Source organism: Lawsonibacter sp., from assembly GCF_022777125.1.
Lineage (GTDB): Bacteria > Bacillota > Clostridia > Oscillospirales > Oscillospiraceae > Lawsonibacter_A > Lawsonibacter_A hominis.
Map to the genome: position 1 here is coordinate 17106 of NZ_JALFGV010000169.1, position 18467 is coordinate 35572.

Annotated in this window: 17 protein-coding genes and 1 tRNA gene; 11 read left to right on the plus strand and 7 right to left on the minus strand. The window is 60.1% G+C overall.

From position 1 onward, the window contains the following. Positions 1–2: 2 nt before the first annotated feature. The 5 genes from MR825_RS14155 to MR825_RS14175 all read left to right on the plus strand — a co-directional run bounded on the left by MR825_RS14155 (position 3) and on the right by MR825_RS14175 (position 5171). The gene (locus MR825_RS14155; RefSeq protein WP_186907242.1) at positions 3–257 is read left to right on the plus strand and encodes a spore coat protein; all 255 of its coding nucleotides are present in this window, start codon (positions 3–5) and stop codon (positions 255–257) included. Positions 258–425: 168 nt separating this feature from the next. Next, positions 426–851, plus strand: a complete 426-nt coding sequence (locus MR825_RS14160) for a DUF4430 domain-containing protein (protein ID WP_287881272.1) — start codon at positions 426–428, stop codon at positions 849–851. Between the two features lie 37 nt (positions 852–888). Then, positions 889–1368 (plus strand): hypothetical protein, encoded by a 480-nt coding sequence (locus MR825_RS14165; RefSeq protein ID WP_287881273.1) that lies wholly within the window; start codon positions 889–891, stop codon positions 1366–1368. Positions 1369–1495: 127 nt separating this feature from the next. Further along, positions 1496–3280, plus strand: a complete 1785-nt coding sequence (locus MR825_RS14170; protein ID WP_287881275.1) for an ABC-F family ATP-binding cassette domain-containing protein — start codon at positions 1496–1498, stop codon at positions 3278–3280. 13 nt (positions 3281–3293) lie between these two features. Continuing rightward, the gene (locus MR825_RS14175; RefSeq protein ID WP_287881276.1) at positions 3294–5171 is read left to right on the plus strand and encodes a family 10 glycosylhydrolase; all 1878 of its coding nucleotides are present in this window, start codon (positions 3294–3296) and stop codon (positions 5169–5171) included. 572 nt (positions 5172–5743) lie between these two features. Here MR825_RS14175 and MR825_RS14180 read toward each other — a convergent pair. Next, the gene (locus MR825_RS14180) at positions 5744–6526 is read right to left on the minus strand and encodes an IclR family transcriptional regulator (protein ID WP_287881277.1); all 783 of its coding nucleotides are present in this window, start codon (positions 6524–6526) and stop codon (positions 5744–5746) included. 408 nt (positions 6527–6934) lie between these two features. Between MR825_RS14180 and MR825_RS14185 the strand changes: the two genes are divergently transcribed. The 5 genes from MR825_RS14185 (at position 6935) to MR825_RS14205 (ending at position 12653) form a co-directional block, all read left to right on the plus strand. Next, a complete protein-coding gene (locus MR825_RS14185) occupies positions 6935–7852 on the plus strand; it encodes a dihydrodipicolinate synthase family protein (protein WP_186907249.1) in 918 nt (305 codons plus the stop codon). Positions 7853–7938: 86 nt separating this feature from the next. After that, on the plus strand, positions 7939–9282 hold the full coding sequence (locus MR825_RS14190) for an FAD-dependent oxidoreductase (RefSeq protein WP_256176391.1): 1344 nt from the start codon (positions 7939–7941) through the stop codon (positions 9280–9282). 59 nt (positions 9283–9341) lie between these two features. Then, positions 9342–10724: an ABC transporter substrate-binding protein gene (locus MR825_RS14195; protein WP_186907251.1), complete on the plus strand. Its 1383-nt coding sequence runs from the start codon at positions 9342–9344 to the stop codon at positions 10722–10724. A 150-nt stretch (positions 10725–10874) separates the two neighbouring features. Beyond that, on the plus strand, positions 10875–11792 hold the full coding sequence (locus MR825_RS14200; RefSeq protein WP_287881279.1) for a carbohydrate ABC transporter permease: 918 nt from the start codon (positions 10875–10877) through the stop codon (positions 11790–11792). Between the two features lie 15 nt (positions 11793–11807). Then, positions 11808–12653 carry a carbohydrate ABC transporter permease gene (locus MR825_RS14205; RefSeq protein ID WP_287881280.1) on the plus strand — a complete coding sequence of 282 codons (846 nt, stop codon included), beginning with the start codon at positions 11808–11810 and terminating at the stop codon, positions 12651–12653. Positions 12654–12733: 80 nt separating this feature from the next. Here the strand turns inward: MR825_RS14205 and MR825_RS14210 are convergent, their stop codons facing one another. The 5 genes from MR825_RS14210 to MR825_RS14230 all read right to left on the minus strand — a co-directional run bounded on the left by MR825_RS14210 (position 12734) and on the right by MR825_RS14230 (position 16385). Then, on the minus strand, positions 12734–12916 hold the full coding sequence (locus MR825_RS14210) for a hypothetical protein (protein WP_186907254.1): 183 nt from the start codon (positions 12914–12916) through the stop codon (positions 12734–12736). A gap of 67 nt (positions 12917–12983) precedes the next feature. After that, complete coding sequence (locus tag MR825_RS14215; protein WP_287881282.1) at positions 12984–14048, minus strand: zinc-ribbon domain-containing protein; 1065 nt, start codon at positions 14046–14048, stop codon at positions 12984–12986. A gap of 30 nt (positions 14049–14078) precedes the next feature. After that, complete coding sequence (locus MR825_RS14220; RefSeq protein WP_287881284.1) at positions 14079–14468, minus strand: hypothetical protein; 390 nt, start codon at positions 14466–14468, stop codon at positions 14079–14081. A gap of 38 nt (positions 14469–14506) precedes the next feature. Further along, the gene (locus MR825_RS14225; protein WP_287881286.1) at positions 14507–15916 is read right to left on the minus strand and encodes an S-layer homology domain-containing protein; all 1410 of its coding nucleotides are present in this window, start codon (positions 15914–15916) and stop codon (positions 14507–14509) included. 25 nt (positions 15917–15941) lie between these two features. Beyond that, positions 15942–16385 carry a zinc-ribbon domain-containing protein gene (locus MR825_RS14230; protein WP_186907258.1) on the minus strand — a complete coding sequence of 148 codons (444 nt, stop codon included), beginning with the start codon at positions 16383–16385 and terminating at the stop codon, positions 15942–15944. A gap of 1078 nt (positions 16386–17463) precedes the next feature. On the opposite strand from MR825_RS14230, the gene MR825_RS14235 reads away from it, so the two are divergent. After that, a tRNA-Gln gene (locus MR825_RS14235) sits at positions 17464–17537 on the plus strand. A gap of 131 nt (positions 17538–17668) precedes the next feature. Here MR825_RS14235 and safA read toward each other — a convergent pair. Next, the gene (safA, locus tag MR825_RS14240) at positions 17669–18271 is read right to left on the minus strand and encodes a SafA/ExsA family spore coat assembly protein (protein ID WP_186907259.1); all 603 of its coding nucleotides are present in this window, start codon (positions 18269–18271) and stop codon (positions 17669–17671) included. Positions 18272–18467 lie beyond the last annotated feature (196 nt).

The following is an 18467-nucleotide window of genomic DNA, read 5'->3' on the forward strand; positions in this document are numbered from 1 at the left end:
CCATGAACGACCAGGAGCGGATCACAGACCTGATTTTTGCGGAGAAGAAGATGTCCTCCAACTACGATACCTTTGCCTCCGAGTGCGTCAATGTGCAGCTGCGGGACGAGTACCTGAACATCCTCAATCAGGGCCATAAGACCCAGACCGAGCTGTTCAAGACCGCCCAGCAGAAGGGCTGGTATCAGGTGGAACAGGCGCCCGAGAGCAAAGTGAGCACCGCCTACGCCAAGTTCAACAACCAGAAGCCCCAGTGATCGGCCGGGCCGGACTTTTACCGAAGTCCGGCCCTTTTTACATTGCGGAAGCATCCGCTTTATGCTACAATAATGCCTGTTGAATCGGCCGCAATGCAGCGGAATGGCGCGGCGATGGCGCGCCCCCGGTCACCGGTAAAATGGATTCAAAAGAGGAGTTTACAGCGTATGAGTAAAGCGAACAAGGCAAAGGGCGGTAATCGGACGGTCGTGATCGCCGCGATCGTTCTGGCGATCGTGGTGGCGGCGCTGCTGCTGGTCTGGCGGACCATGGGACCGCAGAGCGCGGCGGGCGGAAAGACCGTCACCGTTCAGGTGGTCCACGAGGACGGAAGCAGCAGGGACTTTACCCTGAATACTGACGAGGAGTTTCTGGGCGCCGCCCTGATCGCGGACGGCGTGGTGGAGGATAACCAGAGCGCTTACGGCCTGTATATCCTTACGGCCGACGGCGAGACCGCCGACGAGAGCAAGCAGGAGTGGTGGAAGCTCACCAAGGAGGGGGAGATGGTGAATACCGGCGCCGACGTCACCCCCATTGCGGACGGGGAGCATTATGAACTGACCCTCACCGTGGGTTATGACGGCTTCTGATCGCCCTTCCCGACGCCCGATGCGGGCCAGGGAGATCGTGCTTCTTGGCCTGCTGGGGGCGGTGCTTTTCGTTTCCAAGATGGCGCTGGCCGGGCTGCCCAATATCGAGCCGGTCTCTCTGCTTATTATGGTGTACATGGCGGTCCTGGGCTGGCGGGGACTGTTTCCGGTCTATATCTATGTGTTTCTGGAATATTTGATCTGGGGCGTCAACCTGTGGTCCATTTGCTATCTATATGTGTGGCTGGTGCTGGCGCTGCTGGCCCGTCTGCTGCGTCGGATGGAGTCTGCCTTGGGCTGGGCGGTGCTGTCCGGCGCGTTCGGCCTGTGCTTCGGCGCGCTGTGTGCGCTGACCTATCTGGTGGCCGTGGGCTGGTCTTACGCTCTGAGCTGGTGGATCAGCGGCATCCCCTTCGACCTGGCGCACTGCGCCGGGAATTTTGGGATGGCCTTGGTGCTCTTTCGGCCCTGCCGCAAGGTGCTCGCCCGCCTGGCGGGGAATCTGGCAAGGCCTTGAACGGGTCTGCTTGAACGCCCCCGGCCCTGACGGCCGGGGGCGTTTTGCGTGCGGCGCGGAGAAATTTGCATCCTTTTGGGGAATCGGGTATACTGGAAGCTGATTTGAAACGAGCGGGGGAGAAGCCATGCTGCTTTCTGCGGAGCAAGTGACGAAACTGTATGGGGACCGGATCCTGCTGGACCGGGTATCGTTTTCGCTGGACCGGGGCGATAAAGTGGGAGTCATCGGGGTCAACGGCGCAGGAAAATCCACGCTTCTGCGCCTGTTGGCGGGAGCAGAAGAGCCGGACGGCGGAGCAATCGTCCGGGAATCAAACGTACGCCTGGAGTATCTGATGCAGGACCCGGCCTTCGAGGCGTCCCGCACGGTGCTGGAGCAGGTGCTGCTGGGCCTTTCCGAGAATGCCCGCGCGCTGGCGGAGTATGAGGCGAAGAGCATCCTCAGCCGCCTGGGCGTACGGGCGTTTGAACAGAAGATGGGGCGGCTCTCCGGCGGGGAGCGCCGCCGGGCGGCGCTTGCGGCGGTGCTGTGCCGCCCCTGTGACGTGTTGATTCTGGACGAGCCCACCAACCACCTGGACAGCGACATGGTCGCCTGGCTGGAGGACTGCCTGCGTGCCAGAAAGGGCGCTCTGGTGATGGTGACCCACGACCGCTATTTCCTGGAGCGGGTCGTCCGGAGCATGGTGGAGGTGGAGGACGGCAGGCTGTTCCGGTATGAAGGCAATTACGACGACTATCTGGAGCGCCGCGCGCAGCGGCAGGAAAGCGAGCGCGCCAGCGAGCGCAAACGGCAGGCGCTGCTGCGCCGGGAATACCAGTGGGTGATGCAGGGCCCCACCGCGCGGGGCACCAAAAGCCGGGAGCGGTTGGAGCGGTACGAGGCCCTGAAGGCCCAGACCGGGCCGGAGGAAAAAGCTTCCATGGAACTTTCCGCATGTTCCTCGCGTCTGGGAAAGAAGACCATCGAATTGCGCGGGATTACGAAGGCCTTCGGCGCGCGCACCGTCCTGCGGGACTTCAGCTGCCGGTTTCTGCGGGACGACCGGGTGGGGATCGTGGGGGTCAACGGCAGCGGAAAGTCCACGCTGCTGAACCTGATCGCCGGGGCGCTGCGTCCGGACCGGGGGGAGATCGAGATCGGGGAGACCGTGCGCATCGGCTACTTCCGCCAGGAGGTGCCTGATATGGATGGGGATACCCGAGTCATCGACTACGTCAAGGAGATCGGCAACCGGATCGCCACCCCGGACGGCATGGTCACGGCGTCCCAGCTGCTGGAGCAGTTCCTGTTCCAGGAGCCGGTACAGTGGAGCCCCATCGGCAAACTCTCCGGCGGGGAAAAGCGGCGATTGTTTCTGCTTTCCATCCTGGCCGCCGCCCCCAATGTGCTGCTGTTGGACGAGCCCACCAATGACCTGGATATCCCAACGCTCACGGTTTTGGAGGATTATCTGGAGCGCTTTCCCGGCATCGTGATCGCGGTCTCGCATGACCGGTGGTTTCTGGACCGGGTGGTCCGGCGGGTGTTTGCCGTGGAGGAGGATGGTACGCTACGGGCCTATCCGGGCGGCTATACCGATTATCTGGAGGCCCGGCGGGCCGCAGAGCGGGCCAGGGCCCCCAAGCCCCGGCAGGAAAAGCGCCCGGAGAAAACGGCGGGCGCCCCAAAGCGGAAGTTTTCCTACAAAGAACAGCGGGAATTTGAAACCATCGACGGCGAGATCGCAGCGCTGGAAGCGCAGATCGCCCAGGTACAGGCGGAGCAGGCGGCCAATGCCAGCGATTATGTGACCCTCCAGACGCTTCAGCAGCGGCAGGAGGCGCTGGAAACCGTTCTGGAGGAAAAAATGGAGCGCTGGGTCTATCTCAACGACCTGGCCGAGCAGATCGCCAATCAAGAGAAATAGAGGAGAAATGATTATGGTGGGACTATGGCGGCCCTTGGCGGCCCTTGTGCTGGCGGGACTTTTGGGGTGGACGGCGGCCGCCCCGGCGCGGACGGCGGGAGCGGACGCTGCGGCAGAGGAATTCCGGGCGGTGTGGGTGGCTACGGTGTACAACCTGGATTACCCGGCCAAGGCCACCACGGACCCTGCGGCGCTGAAGCGGCAGGCCGACGAAATCCTGCGGGGCTGCGCGGATATGGGGATGAATGCGGTCATCCTCCAGGTGCGTCCCTCCTGCGACGCCCTGTACCCCTCGCGGCTGTTCCCCTGGAGCCGTTATCTGACCGGACGGCAGGGGACCGCGCCGGCGGAGGGGTTCGATCCCCTGGCCTATTGGGTGGAGCAGGCCCACGCGCTGGGACTGGAGCTTCACGCCTGGATCAATCCCTTTCGGGTGACCAAGGCCGGGGCGGAGGAGCTGGCCGCCCTGTCGGCAGACCACCCGGCCGTCCTCCATCCGGAATGGGTGGCGGAACATGACGGCAACTACTACCTGGACCCCGGCCTGCCGGAGGTGCGGGAACTGGTGGTCCAGGGGGCGGAGGAGCTGGCCCGCAATTACGATGTGGACGGGATCCATCTGGACGACTATTTCTACCCCGGTTCCGACTTTGACGATGCCGCCGCCTTTGACCGCTACGGCGGAAGCTTTTCCAATGTGGGGGACTGGCGGCGTGAGAACGTAAACCAGTTGGTAAAGGCGCTGGGGGAGCGGCTGCATGCCATCCGGCCTGAGCTGGCCTACGGCATCAGCCCTTCCGGCGTGTGGGCGGACAGCCGGAGCATCCCCGGGGGCTCCCGTACCACCGGGGGATATGAGAGCTATTACGCCGCCTACGCCGACAGCCGGAAGTGGGTGAAGGAGGGCTGGATCGACTACATCTGTCCCCAGATCTACTGGTACATTGGACACAAGACGATGGATTATGCGGCGATTGCCCGCTGGTGGGCGGATACGGTAGAGGGGACAGGAGTTTCCCTTTACACAGGCATGGCGGACTATCAGGCGGGAAAAAGCGATCCGGCCGATCCGTGGTACGGTACGGCGGCCATCCAGGTGCAGCTGGCGCTGAACGACACGCTGCCCCAAGTGGCGGGGGAGGTCCACTTCCGCTACCGGCTCATCGCGTCCAACGATGCCTTGAGCGCCCTTTACCGGGAGACCTACCAGAGGGTGCAATCCCCTGTGACGGAACCCACACCGGCGCCGACCGCAGCCGTGCCCACCCCTGTGCCCACGCCTGAGCCGTCTGGCTCGCTCCGTCTGGACACATCCGGCAAGGGGGCCTACATCCAGGGCAGCGGCGGCCTGTTTCGACCGGATGACGCCCTGACTCGAGCTGAGGCGGTGGCCCTGTTGGCCCGCCTCAGCAAAGATGAGCAAGGGAACTTGCTTTACAATGAAGCGGAGACCGCGAGCGGATTTCCCGACGTGGACGCCGATGCGTGGTATGCCCCTTATGTGGCCTTTGCCCGCGCTTGGGGCGTAGCCGGCGGCTACCCGGACGGCACCTTCCGTCCGGAGTCGCCGGTGAGCCGGGCGGAACTGGTGAAGCTGCTCTGCGCCTATTTTGATCGGCCGGGCGCGGCAGGGGAAACCTCCTTTCCCGATGTGCCGGCCGGTCATTGGGCGGCGGACGCCATCGCTTATGCGGCCGCGCAGGGCTGGATCTCCGGTTATCCAGACGGCTCCTTCCAGCCGGAGCAGACCGTGACGCGTGCGGAGACGGTCAAGATATTGAACCGGGCGCTGGGGCGTCCGGCGGCCGAGCAGGCGGAACCGGAGACCCTTTTTTCGGATGTCCCCCAGACCCACTGGGCCCGCGCGGAGATCCTGGCGGCGGCCCAGTAAAAAGGAGCCGCTGCAGGAGGGAACGTTTGCAGCGTTCCCCTCACGACCGCGCAGCCGCAAAACAGGGAAGTCCCCAGCGCGGATGACCGGGTGTCCGTGATTTGGATCATACCAGCTGGAGCGATCTGTTTGAGGTGTGGAGAGCGTTGCGGCCGAAGCGTATCCAGACCATATCCCTGTGACGATCCGTATCCCGCTCAAAATTTTAAGGTATTACCGCATCATTCAACGCGTGCGGACCGGCGCGAAAATTTGTGCCGCAAAAAGGCGCAAAACCGCAGGAATGCTTTTTGTATTACAAGGTTTTGCAACGCATTTGTGGGGCAAATTGGCCGCCAAGACGTGTGTGGGGAATTGTGCGGTGATGCCTTAAACAAATGCCGAGGCGGAACACCCCTGAAAAAGGAGTTGCTCCGCCTCGGCATTTTTATGGGCGTCGGTTTTGCAGCGCGCCTTTTGGCGTCTTGCGTCCGCAGGGCGTTCTGCAGCTCCCGAGCGCGCGGCGTACGGACGGGGCCCAAGCTCCGGGAGGGATGGACGGAAAAACGGGCGCGCACGCCCTGCGCGGCCTCCTATTCTTCCCGGCAGGCGTAAAGGGCTTTGGAGATCTGTTCCGAAGCCTCCCGCAGGGCGGGGAGATATTTGAGAAGGGTTTTAGGATCCTCGACGCCGATGAAGCCGCTGAAGGACAGGGCGGCGATAATGGTGCCCTGATTGTCGCGCACCGGCACCGCGATACATGAGCCGTTGGCCGAAGATTCCCTGTCGTCAAAGGCATATCCCTGCCGGGCGACCAGGCGCAGCTCGTTCCAAAAATGTTCCGGATCTGCGATCGTGTTGGGCGTAAACGTTTGGAACGGCGTGGATTCCAAAAGCATGTCCACGATGGGAATGGGCAGTTCGGAAAGCAGGACCTTCCCGCCCGCACAGGCATAGAACGGCATGGCGGAGTTGAGCGGGACCACATAGTCCACAAGATTTTTTGTGCGGGACTGCTGGAGGATAAAGCATTCTGCGCCGTCCCGCACCGTCAGATTCATGGCCTGCATCCATTCTTCCGTATAGCGGTTCATGATAAACGCGGAAACGTCCTTCAGCGCCAGATACAGATTGTTTTTTTCTGTGACAAAGCTGATTTTCTCTCCGGGAATATAGCGGCCGTCGGTAAACTGGAATACCCATCCCGATTTTTCGAGGGTCTTCAGGATGCGAAAGGCCGTGGAGGGATTCAATTCGCAGAGTTTTGCAATTTCGTTCACGCCGAGACGCTCGCGCCGGGCACGCAGCAGATCCAGAACAGCCAGGGCTCGCTCCACCATTTTGATGGTTTCAACATTCTTACTCTGATTTTCCAAAATGATGACCCCCACATATTTTTCTACGCTTCCAGGTGCAGCAAAGGTCCTGCACGGTACTGCAATCAAAATCGGAATAATAATTTCGAGAATGGAACGGAGTGACTTCTTTCTATGATTTACTATACTGTATCCGGCGCTTTTTTGTCAAGATTGAAAGGAGAGAAATCATAAAATTGGTAGGATATCCAACAGGAAGGAGGGATTTGAGCTAAAAGTATGGCGGAAATGTTACAGACAGAGGTTTAGTTGTGTATTATGCCGGTTTTCAATTGTACTGTTTGGATAAATATAACAAAAACGACTGGGCGGCTGGATTCTGCCTTGCATTTTGATTTTCGTTGTGCAATAATTAAATCGGAATAGATATTCCGATAAAATATTTTGCGATCAAAAGGAGATGCAGTTATGGCGAGAGAAAAGCTCAGCGGGATCTATATTCCGGTCGTAACCCCCTTTCACAGGGATGAATCCATCAACTTCAGCGCCATTAAGGAGATCACCAGGTTTTTGGCGGACAACGGAGTCACCGGTATCATTCCCTCCGGCAGCACCGGGGAAATGATCGCATTGACCAAGGAAGAGCAGATCGCGGTCAACAAGGCGTATATCGAAGCCGGCCATGACAATGGGATCAAGGTGGTCGCATCCACCGGCGCCTATCGCACCTGCGACGTGGTGGAGTTATCCAAAGCGGCCGAGTCTGACGGAGCGGACGGCATTATGGCGGTCACGCCCTGGTACATGGGACCCAACGAGAAGGAGCTTCTGGTCCACTACAAAACGATCCACGATGCGATCAGCATCCCCGTGATGCTGTATCACAACCCCTACTATTCCACTGTGCTGATGAGCGACAAGTTCATGGCAAAGCTGTATCTGGAAGGCTGCATCGACGCGGTCAAGGAGCGCCAGGCCGACGTGTTCCGCCAGCAGGACCTGCGCCACCTCACGGACGACAACTTCGCGATCTTCTACGGCTACGACGTCTGTCCCGTGGAGACCCTGTGCTGCTGGACCGACGGCTGGGTGTGCGGCACCGGCAATCTGTTCCCCAAGGAGAACGCCGAGGTCTACAAGCTGGCGAAGGGGAAGAAGGTGGAGCAGGCCATGAAGGCGCACACCGAGCTGGTACGCCCCTACCTGCATCTGTTTTCCGAGCCGGATTCCAACGGCGACGTGCTCTGGCTCCAGATCATCAAGGAGGGCCTGAAGCTGCGGGGCATCGACGCGGGCTACTGCCGCAGGCCGGTGCTCTCCGAGCTGCCGGAGGAGACGCTCAAGCGCCTGAAGGACACCCTGAAGCATTACGGCTACCTGGACTGACGTACCATGACGCACGGCCTTGTTTCTAAGCGGCTCCGCTCAATAGCGGGAAATAAGGCCCGGCCTTAGGAAGGAGACATGGCGACATGAACCAAAAAACGTTTGACGTGATCGTGGCCGGCGGCGGCACCGCAGGCGCGATCGCGGGGCTGGCCGCCGCCAGGAACGGCGCCAGGACCCTGATCGTGGAAAAGAACCGGTGCTTGGGCGGGCAGTTTACAGCGGGTATGATGGGCGCGTGGGTCGGCTTCAGCGATAAACTGCACCGCTGTGTCGGCGGCATCGCCTGGGAGCTGCGCAACATCCTCAACGAGCTGGGCGCCGTTGTTGACGAGGACCCGGAAACGGATGTATGCTACCTGTATGATACGGAGGTCGCAAAGGTGGTCTTGGCCGACCTGGCGGCCCGGGAGCCCAATCTGACCACTTATCTCAACACGCAGATCGTGGACGTCCTGCAGGTGGGCGATACCCTGAGCGGACTGGTCATCCTGTCTGAAATGGAATTGATGGAGGTCCGTGCCGAGATGATCGTGGACTGCACGGGTGACGCAGCCGTGGCCGCGAAGGCCGGGGTCCCCTGTGAGATCCGTCCCAAGAAAGAGATTCAGCCCATGAGCCTGGTGGGGAAAATGTCCGGCGTGGATCTGGCGCGAGTCAAGGCGTATTATAAAGAGCATCCGCCCGTAAAAGATCACATGGTGGCCCCCTCGTGGCGGGAGTTCAAAACGTTCCCCGGCTTTATGCACTATGGCTTCATGGACATGCTGGAGGGCGTGGAGCTTCCGCCTCATTTGGAATATCTGCGCAGCTGGTTCGGCACCTTCATGTCCTCTCCCAACGAAGGCGAGATTACCATCAACTGCTCCGGTGCGATCGCCTCCCACAGCATCGAGGGCTTTGAGGAAAAAACCAGGCAGGAGAACTTTTCGCAAAAATGTCTGTACGATGTGGCCGAAGCGCTGAAACGGTATGTGCCGGGATTTGAAAACGCTTATCTCAGCGCCATATCCGGCTTCCTGGGCGTGCGGGAGAGCCGCAGGGTCCTCGGCGACTACAAGGTGACGATGGATGACTTCATGGCCGCACGGGACTTTGAGGACAGCATAGGACGTGGCGCCATGCCCGCCGGCTATCACACGGCGGACGGCGTGACCATGATCGTGTACAATCTGGAGCCCGGCAAGTCCATGACCATCCCTTATCGGTGCATGGTGGCCAAGGGCAAAGAGAATCTGCTGGTCGCGGGCCGCTGCGCCTCCTATGAGATCGAGGTGGCCAACTGCATTCGCTGTATGCCTCAGTGCATGGCCATGGGCGAGGCGGCCGGCACGGCCGCGGCGCTTGCTGTGAAACACAGCGTGACCGCCCGGAGAATCGACGTTGGGGAGCTTCAGAAAATTTTAAAGGACAACGGCGGCATCCTTTGATCCCGCAGTGTTTGTACCCTCTGGACAAAATTTGCATGAGACAGGAAAGGAGAACTACAATGACGAAGAAGCTCACATCCCTGCTGCTGGCCGTTGTTCTCGTGGCACTCACGCTGACCGCCTGCGGACCGGAGAGCGCCGATCCTCCTGTATCCGAAAAACCAGAAGACCTGTCTTCGGCGCAGACGCCGGACGCCTCCGCCGACAGCGCTTCCTATGAGGGACAAAACCTTGTGATCTGGACAAACCTGACCGCCGATGCGCAGTATGAGGTGCTCAACAAGCAGTTCAACGAGCTGGGGGCGGAGCTGGGTGTCACGGTCACGGTGGAGAAGGTCTCCTTCAATGAGATGTACGGAAAGCTTGCCACCGCGGTCTCTTCCGGCGATGTGCCCGACATCATGCACACCAACTTCGGCGGCACGGCGTACCTGTACGAAACCGAAAGCATCATGCCCATGGACGACGTTATCAACGACATTGGGGCCGGCGATTTTTCCGACGCGTATCTCAGGGTCCTCACCGGAAAGGACGGAAAGATCTACGGACTGCCCGACTGGGCCATGCATACCTCCGTATGGTACCGCAAGGACCTGTTTGCGGAGAAGAACCTGAAGGTACCCACCACTTGGGCGGAATTTTTAACCACCGCGGAGGCCCTCAACAGCGACGGGATGAAGGGCTTCAACGTGCCGTTGGACAGCGTGCAGGTCGCGGCACAGACCTTCTATGAGATGATGTGCTCCGCGGGGGTCTACTTTATCGATCCCGAGACCGGCGAGTACTGCTTCGATGAAGAGAAGGAAAAGGCCGTTGAGGTCATCGATTATCTGGTGGAGCTGTACCGGAAGGCATCTCCCGCCGGTTCCCTGGCATGGTCCTGGGGCGATTACCGCAACGCCCTGTCCGTAACGGGCACGGTGGCGATGTCGCTGGATATGGGCGCGGTTATCGGCAACGCCCAGAGCAACGCGCCGGAGATGGTGGAAAAGCTCGGCTGCTTTGATTTCCCCGGTGTGGATGGGAATAAGGCCGCGTCCTTCGGCTCCGGTTACTGCTTTGTGGCGGTACCCCAGACCGACGATGCCCGCAGCGCCCTGGTCCACGATTTCCTGACGGCGCTCTATACCCCGGAACGCGCGGCGGAGCGCGCGCTGTCCCGTCCGATGTTTGCCTTCCCGTCCTACAAGCCCGCCTTTGAGCGATACAGGGCCAGCGACAAGGTCGCGCTCTTTCAGGATGAGGTCAACTACATCCTGGACGCCTATGAAAACGGCGCCTGGTACTGGTACGGGATGGAGGCCGGTCTGAACGGCCTGTCCGCCTACATCGAATCCACGGGGATCTTCGGCGAGGCGCTTCAGGGCGCGTGCGACGGTACTTACACCGCAGAGCAGGCATACGACCTGATCAACGAAGATCTGATGAGTTATGAAAGCTAGACCGGTGCTCCGATGCAGCGGATGGAGAAAGAGCGTGGTGACCCCGCGCTCTTTCTCCCGCCGGCCGTTTTCCACGGAAGGCATCCAAGGCTTGCGCGTCGGGACGCGGATCGGACGCCGGCGCCCGCTGTATGGGGAGGGGAAGGAACGATGAGACGTGGACCGGCATTGAAAAGGAGCAGGCTTCTGGGAAGCTATGACAGAAGGCACAAACTGATCGGTCTGGCGTTTTCCCTCCCCGCCATTCTGTTTTTGATCCTGTTTGTGGTCTATCCGGTTTGCTACAACGTCTGGCTGAGCTTTACCAATACGTCGCTGATCAAAAAGACCAGCGAGTTTATCTGGCTGGACAATTATGTAAAGCTGTTTGACAATCAATTGTTCTGGAAGTACTTCTGGAATACCTGCAAATGGACCTTCTGGTCGGTGCTGGGGCAGCTTGCCCTGGGGCTGGGAATCGCGCTGCTGATCGCGCGGCCCATGAAGGGCGGTACTGCGCTCAGAAGCTTTTTGCTGATCCCCTACGTCGTGCCCGCCATCACGCTGGCCCTTGTTTCCAGGTGGATGCTCAACAACGAGTACGGCATCATCAGCCATTGGCTTCAGCAGGCGGGGTGGCTGCAGGAGGGACAGTCCCTGCTGGCCATGCAGGGCTCCGCCATGTGGGTGGTGGTCATCCTCAACATCTGGCGCTCCTACCCCTTTCCCATGCTGATCTACTGGGCGGCCCTCAAGGGGATCGATAAAGGAATCTATGAGGCGGCCAGCGTGGACGGAGCCACAAAGTGGCAATGTTTCTGCTATATTACGCTGCCGGAGCTGAAAAATACGACCATCGTTCTGGTGGTGCTGCGTACCATCTGGACCGCAACCTATTACGACCTGATCTATATGGTCACCGGCGGCGGGCCCACCGGATCCACCACCACGCTGCCGATCCTGATCTATCAGGCGTCCTTTGGAAAGTATCAGGTGGGATACGGCGCGGCGATCTCCATGGTGCTGGGAGTGCTGATGTTCGTCTGCATCATCTTTTATGTGACAAAATCCGGTGTTGCGGAAGACTGAAAGGAGAAGGGCTGCATGACAACGAACGTTCGGAAAAACAAGATCATCACAGGCGTTTTTGTCGCCGTTCTCATTGTCCTTCTCCTCGTCATGGTCGCGCTGCCGCTGCTGTGGATGGTCGTCAGTTCCTTCAAACCTGGAGAGGAACTTTTTACCATTCCTCCGGAGATACTGCCCCAAAAGTGGTCGCTGGAATGGTATATCCAGGCCTTCCAAAACAAGGCGGTGATCCATTACTGCGTCAACAGCCTGTATATCGCCTGCGTGGTCATGGTGATCGACATGATCGTGGGCTCCTTGACGGCATACAGTTTGACGCGCTTTCGATTCAGCGGCAGAAAGGCGATCCTGGTCAGTGTGCTGGCCGCCTACTGTGTGCCGCCCATCATGCTGATGCTGCCCCTTTACAAGATCATGAACGGCTTGGGGCTGTCGGGCAGCCATTTCGGCGTGATCATCGGACATCTGACCGTCACGCTTCCGTTTTCCGTGTGGCTGCTGGTGTCGTTTTTCAAAAAGCTGCCCAGGGAGATCGACGAGGCGGCGGTCATGGACGGCGCCAACGAGTGGCAGGTTTTTGCCAAGATCGATCTGCCCCTGTGCATCTCCGGCGTGCTCAGCACGGGGATCATGGCATTTATTATGTCATGGAACGAGTTTTTGCTCTCCAGCGTGCTGACCAATAAGGAGGAAATGAAAACGCTGACGGTGGGCCTGTCCAACTATAACAGTTCCACCCACATTGACTGGGGCATCAACATGGCGCTGGGGACGATCACCACCGTTCCGGTCGTGATCCTGTTTGCGCTGGTGCAGAAGTATTTTGTGGAAGGAATGACCGCCGGCGCCGTCAAGGGATGAGCGGGTCCGCTCCAGGCGCAATGAAAAAGCCGCCCGCCGGGCGGCTCCGCCAGCGGGGAACGCACATTGTGCGTTCCCCGCTACTTTTTGAAACGGCATCTTTTCTGCCGGTGCGTGCCGATGCCCAGCAGCCGGCGGAGCTCATCCGTGTCCTGGGGCGTACAGCCGCGGACCGGGGCCCCGGCCAGTATCCGAAGGAGGGCCAGGGGATTGGCGGCGAACAAAACGGCGCAGGCGGACAGGCGGCGCAGCAATGGTTTCATAGCAGCATCCCTCCGCCTCCAGTATAGGGGCGCAGGGATGCGGATCCGGTCGAAAAAGGGCGGAGGATCAGTTGAAGTAATCCTCCAGATCTGGCAATTCGGTCATGTGATCAATGGTGACGGTGCCGTCGTAGTAGGAAAGGCTCAGATAGAGCGTGCCGTCCGTGCCCCACCAGCCGTTCAGTTCCAGCATATCTGCCTCAGTAAACCCCAATTCATAGAAATCCTGAAAGGCGAAGCCGTCCTTCTTGAGCGCCTCTATGTAGGAGCGCATTTCTTCCCGGGTTGTTCCAGTGACCTGCGTACGGTAAGTCTCCACGGAGACGGCCGCGCCGCCTGGATAGGCGCGCAGGCCGCCGGGCCATCCGCCGGCCTTGGCCGAGGCGTCCTGATTCATCTGGTCCACCGCCTCCGGAAGACCGGCCAGGTCTCCCGTGCCGCTGCTGGAACCGTCTTCCGCTTCCGTTCCGGCGTGTCCGGAGAACACGCCCACGAGGCCGGAGAGGACGCCCGGAGTACCAGTACCACCCTGGTCTTCTGCAGCGCCTCCGCCCGCGGGCGATCCGCTCAGAAGCGCGCCTAATCCAAGGGACTGGGCTGCGCCCGCCGTGCCGCCGATGCCTTCGGCGCTCATTCTGCCGATGACGCCCCGAAAGGCGAAGCCGAGTACCAGGCTGAGCGCCAGGCCGATGACCGCCAGAATCAGACTGGCCCGGGCCAGATTTCGCTTCTGAAGCTTGCGGCAGCCGCCGCAGGCCCACACGATCATCAGGATCAGCCCCACCAGGGGGATGCACATCAGCAGCAGGATGCCGATGAATCCGCCGGTGGAAATGAGCTCATATCGGCTTCCGGGGGCGGGGCCGCCGCTGCTCCAGCCTTCTACGCTGTAAGCGGGCGGGGCCGCGGTATGGGTCTGCTGCCGGGGCGGCGTGTACTGCGGCGGCGGTGGGGAGGACGGCTCCGCCGACGGGGAAACAGAAGGCGCCTGGTTTGAAGGCCCAGATTGCCGAAGCGGCTCTGCGCGCTCCGGCGCGGAGGATGCGGTATCCAGTAAAACCGGGCGGCCGCAGCCGGTACAGAAGCGGACGCCGTCCTTCAGCGCGGCGCCGCATTGGGGACAGCTGGGCATGGAACATCGCTCCTTTCCTGGACCGGAAGGTCAGTTCACTCGGGTATAGGCCGTGCCGTCGAAGATCAGGGTATCGCCCTGGAGCGAATAGGCCACGCTGGTCGTTTCCTTGCCGCCCAGCCCGCCCAATAGCTTCTGTGTCAGTTCCAGCTCCGTATCGCTCTTGACCTTATATTCGATGGTGTACAGGACCTGCATGGCCGCAAAGGCCTCCTCGAGCTCTTCGTCATTGCCCTCGGCGCCGGCGGCGAAGAAGAAGGTGCCGTCCTGATCGAACCGGATCCCCCACCCGTAGGCGCTCCCTGCGTCGTCGGTGATCTCCCAGGTGCCGACCAGGGCTTTTTGATTGCCGCCTCCACAGCCGGCCGCGGACAGGGCCAGCAATACCGCCAGCGTCAGAGCGAACATACGCCGTTTCATTCGTCGTTCTCCTTTCTGTTTGGGGACGTAAAACGAAATTAACCCAGCTTCTCCACCATGCGCACCGCAATCAGCAGCGCCTGTTCCCGGGTGGCCTGGGCATAGCCTGCCGCCTGCTGGGCGGAGGTGACGGAGCGTGGCATGAATTTGCCGCCGCTGCCTTGGATGATACCGTTTGCGGCCATAAAGTATACGGAGTCCTTCGCCCAGCCGGAGATGTCGGCGTCGTCGGCAAAGGGCACGGGTTTGGCGTAGGCCAGACTGAAGTCGCCGTCGGCCTGGAGCGTCCACCCGGCCAGGGAAACCTTTTTGAATACTCTCGTCAGCATGGTTGCGGCCTGTTCACGGTTCAGCAGGGCGTTCGGCGCAAAGGTGGTGTCTGACGTGCCGTTGACCGCGCCGATGCGGTAGGCCTTCAAAACATCCGCGTCCTTTGTATCGCGGAAGGGGGTGTTGGCCGCGGGAATGGCCGCGCTGTTTGTCAATGCCTCATACGTCTTGACCGCCACGGCGGCAAACTCGGCGCGGGTAATGGGCGCCGTCAGATCCGTACCCTCCAGACACTCGGGGATCAGACCCAGTTCATCGGCCTGCCGGAGGTCGGCGGAGGCCCAAGAGGAGCCGCTGGCGGGCTTGGCGTTTTCATGGTCGGAATTGACCCAGTAGACGCCCACTACGCCGGTCTTCTTGTCCTTGGCGTAAAAAGCCACGCCGTCCTGGGCGTCGGAATGAAAGGTGACGACCCCGTTGGCGTCTATGGTGGCGGCGTCGTTGTAGGAGCTGGACCAGACGTAGTCGTCGGGACGCCTGGATACGCCGTTGTCGGCGGTGAGCGTCAGCACGTCCCCGGTCCCGGCAGTCTCTTTTCCGTTCTTCTCAGAGACATAGACCGTGCTGTATTGGTCGGTGGTTGTTACCAGACTGGCCGCGTCGTAGTAGGCGTCCACGTCACTCCCGACATACCAGACGGCCCACAGCACCACCCGGGCGGTCACGGCCCCGGCGGGAACAGAGGCGATGATGGTCTGCTGGTTCCAGTCCGGGTTGCGCTGCTCCTGGATATGGCCCTTGAGCGGCTTGCCGGAGGGATCCAGGAACTGAAGCTCCACCCGGCCCATGTCGTGGGGCGGCTGGTCGTAGTTGCAGACCATGACGCTGAAAACGACCGAATCGCCGGTCTTGGAGCCGGAGAGAGAGACGTCCTGATAGATGCAGGTGTTCTCCTGACTGGCCTGGAGGGGCCAGGCGAAATAACTGCCGTCCTGGGGGTCGTAGCCGCTTTCGCTTTCTGCAGTGCCCCATTTGCCGTCGGGTGAGGTCCAGCCGGCGAGGCCGTCTTCAAAGCTGGGGTTGGCAAGCAGATTGGCGCTGGTGGAGGCGGCCGCCGCAGGCAGCGGAGACAGCAGCAGAAAAAGCGTAAACAAAAGGGCGCCGAGCCGTTTTTTCATACAGGGACTTCCTTTCTGAAGCGAGTTAACGGAGCAATACGATGCCCCCCAATACGGGCAGGGGCTTTTGGAAGCCCTGGAGCGCATGGACGATCCCGGTGATGGCCAGCACCAGAAAAAAAAGGCCGAGGATGCCGTAGAGGTAACCGACCGCACGCCATAGCAGGCCGTAGGGAAGGACCCGCCAGAGAATATTAGAAAGGATGCTCACGAGGACCTCCGCCAGGAACAGCGTCAGGCCCTGCCCTGTGTGAAAGCGGACAAAGGGGTCGTCTTTTGCGGTGAACAGCGGGATGAGACACAGGATGCTCAGGTAGGACAGTACCCCCATCAGGGTGTTTTGGCCGGCGGCCGGAGCGGAGGCGGGCGCGGGGGGCGCGACGGGGCTGGAGTTGGCAGGCGCACCGCATTTGGGACAGAATCTTGCATGTTCTTCCATCTGCGTGCCGCAGATACCGCAGAATGCCATATGGGACTCCTCCTTATTACATGTGTTTGTAGTGACGCGGGGGTGCCGGGGAAGGATAAGAGCCGGAAGGGGAGGGGGGCCTCTGCTTCCGGCTCTTATCTTAGCGGGCGTCGGTTCGTTTGTAATCATCCCAGGGATGATGCGGGCCGGGAAACAGGGGTGATTTTTGGGGTGATTTTGCCCGGCGGGGATCCCCGGCGAGGAGTGAAAGGCGGGCGCCTCACGACGGAGGCGGGAAGCGTCCCGGGAGGGCGCCTGTGCGGCGTGCCGGGACATAGAACAGCGCCCGCCGGTCCCGGCGGGCGCTGGCAGTCAAGCCGCAGAAAACATGGTATGCCAGAACTGCCGGTCCAGCGAAAGCAGGTAGGAGACGGCGCGTATAAGCTCGGCAGGGGGCATATGGATATAATTGAAAAAACGCACCATCTCAGCTACGATGGCCCTATTGGATGAGATGCCCTTTAAAATCCGTTTGTTGCATTCCGGAGTACCCCAGGATATTCCGTAAAAGAGATGGCATTGACCGGACTCGGAGGGAAGAATGTGGGGGAAGATTCTATATCTCGCTCTCATTGTACTTGCTACCTCTTTCCATTCTTATTGGCGGGGCTTGTGCGATCAAAACCCGATCCACTCGTTGGACGCCCGTTCGCCTTCGTCCGCTTGCCTCAATGCGGATTTTGCTCGCTGGCAGGCTGTGCAGCGCTTTTCAAAAGCCGAACGGCAGCCGGTAAGGCAGACAGACGGCAAAGGCGGGCAGCCGGCAGCGCGGGAGGACAACAAAGCCGGCGGGTATTTGGCCCCGGGAAGCCGTGCTGCCCTTTGTCCGATCCAGGTACACAGGTATTATATAGAAAGTGCTTCGGCAAAGAAATGCAATTTGCTTACAAAATGAGAGGACGGCAACTGTATAAGGTTTACAAACATTGTAAAAAGTTTGTAAAAAATTCCTTTGAGAAGCGGGTTGGCGTTTTGCTTGCAGGCCGAACTGAAACACTAAAAAAATTTTCTATTTTCTCTTGACAAATGGACAGGTTTTGTTATAATAAATCCAGCGCCTGCGATGGCGGGCACAGATAGCGGGATTGTGTAAGGGTAGCACAGCAGACTCTGACTCTGTATGTGAGGGTTCGAATCCTTCTCCCGCTGCCAAGCAAAAAGCCCTGGAACTGCACGGTTCCAGGGCTTTTTGCCGTCCTTTAGAAAATTGTGCTTTCGGTGGGGCCGGGATAGGAATGTGCTCATGACCAGGCCCTGGGAAGGGCGGCTTCGCCTGCCGGCGCTTAACCGATGAACATCTGCGTCCAGTAGTGGCCTGAGGAAACATACCCCACGCCGATCTGGGTGAAGGCGGCATTCAAAATGTTGGCGCGGTGTCCGCTGGAGTTCATCCAGGCGTCTACCACCGCCTGCGGCGTACGCTGGCCATACGCGATGTTTTCCCCCGCCGTGCGGTAGGACAGGCCAAACGCGCGGATCATCTGAAAGGGTGTGCCGTAAGTAGGACTCGTATGCGAAAAATAGCGGTTGTCCACCATGTCCTGCGACTTATACCGGGCAATGCGGGAGAGCTCCCAGTTGGCGGTAAGGGCAGATAAGCCGTTCTGCCGGCGGATTTCGTTGACCAGACGGATCACTTCCGACTCATAGGCGGCGACAGAGCTGTCAAGCGTTGGGATGGTCAGGCTCTGACCGGGATAAATGAGGTCCGGGTTCGAGACCTGCGGATTTGCATCGATGATCTCACGGGTACCGACCTGATATTGAACGGCCAGCTTCCACATGGTATCGCCGCGCACCACGGTATGGGACAGGGCGGACGCGCTGGTAGCCAGGGCGGAAACCGCAAGTGCGGCGGCGGCGGCGCGGAAGATTTGTTTTTTCATATAGAGACACCTCCTGCTAAAAGGGTAACAGTGGGAGGCGTGGAAATCAATGCAAAAATGTTGGAAAACGAATCCCGGGCGGGCGTTTTGCAGACTTGCAGCGGCGGATATACGGATGACAGGATACGGCCGCTGACGGTCTGCCGAAAAAGACCTTTGGGCAGTTTCCGCAAGCTGAGCGGCGCGGGGGGGGGGG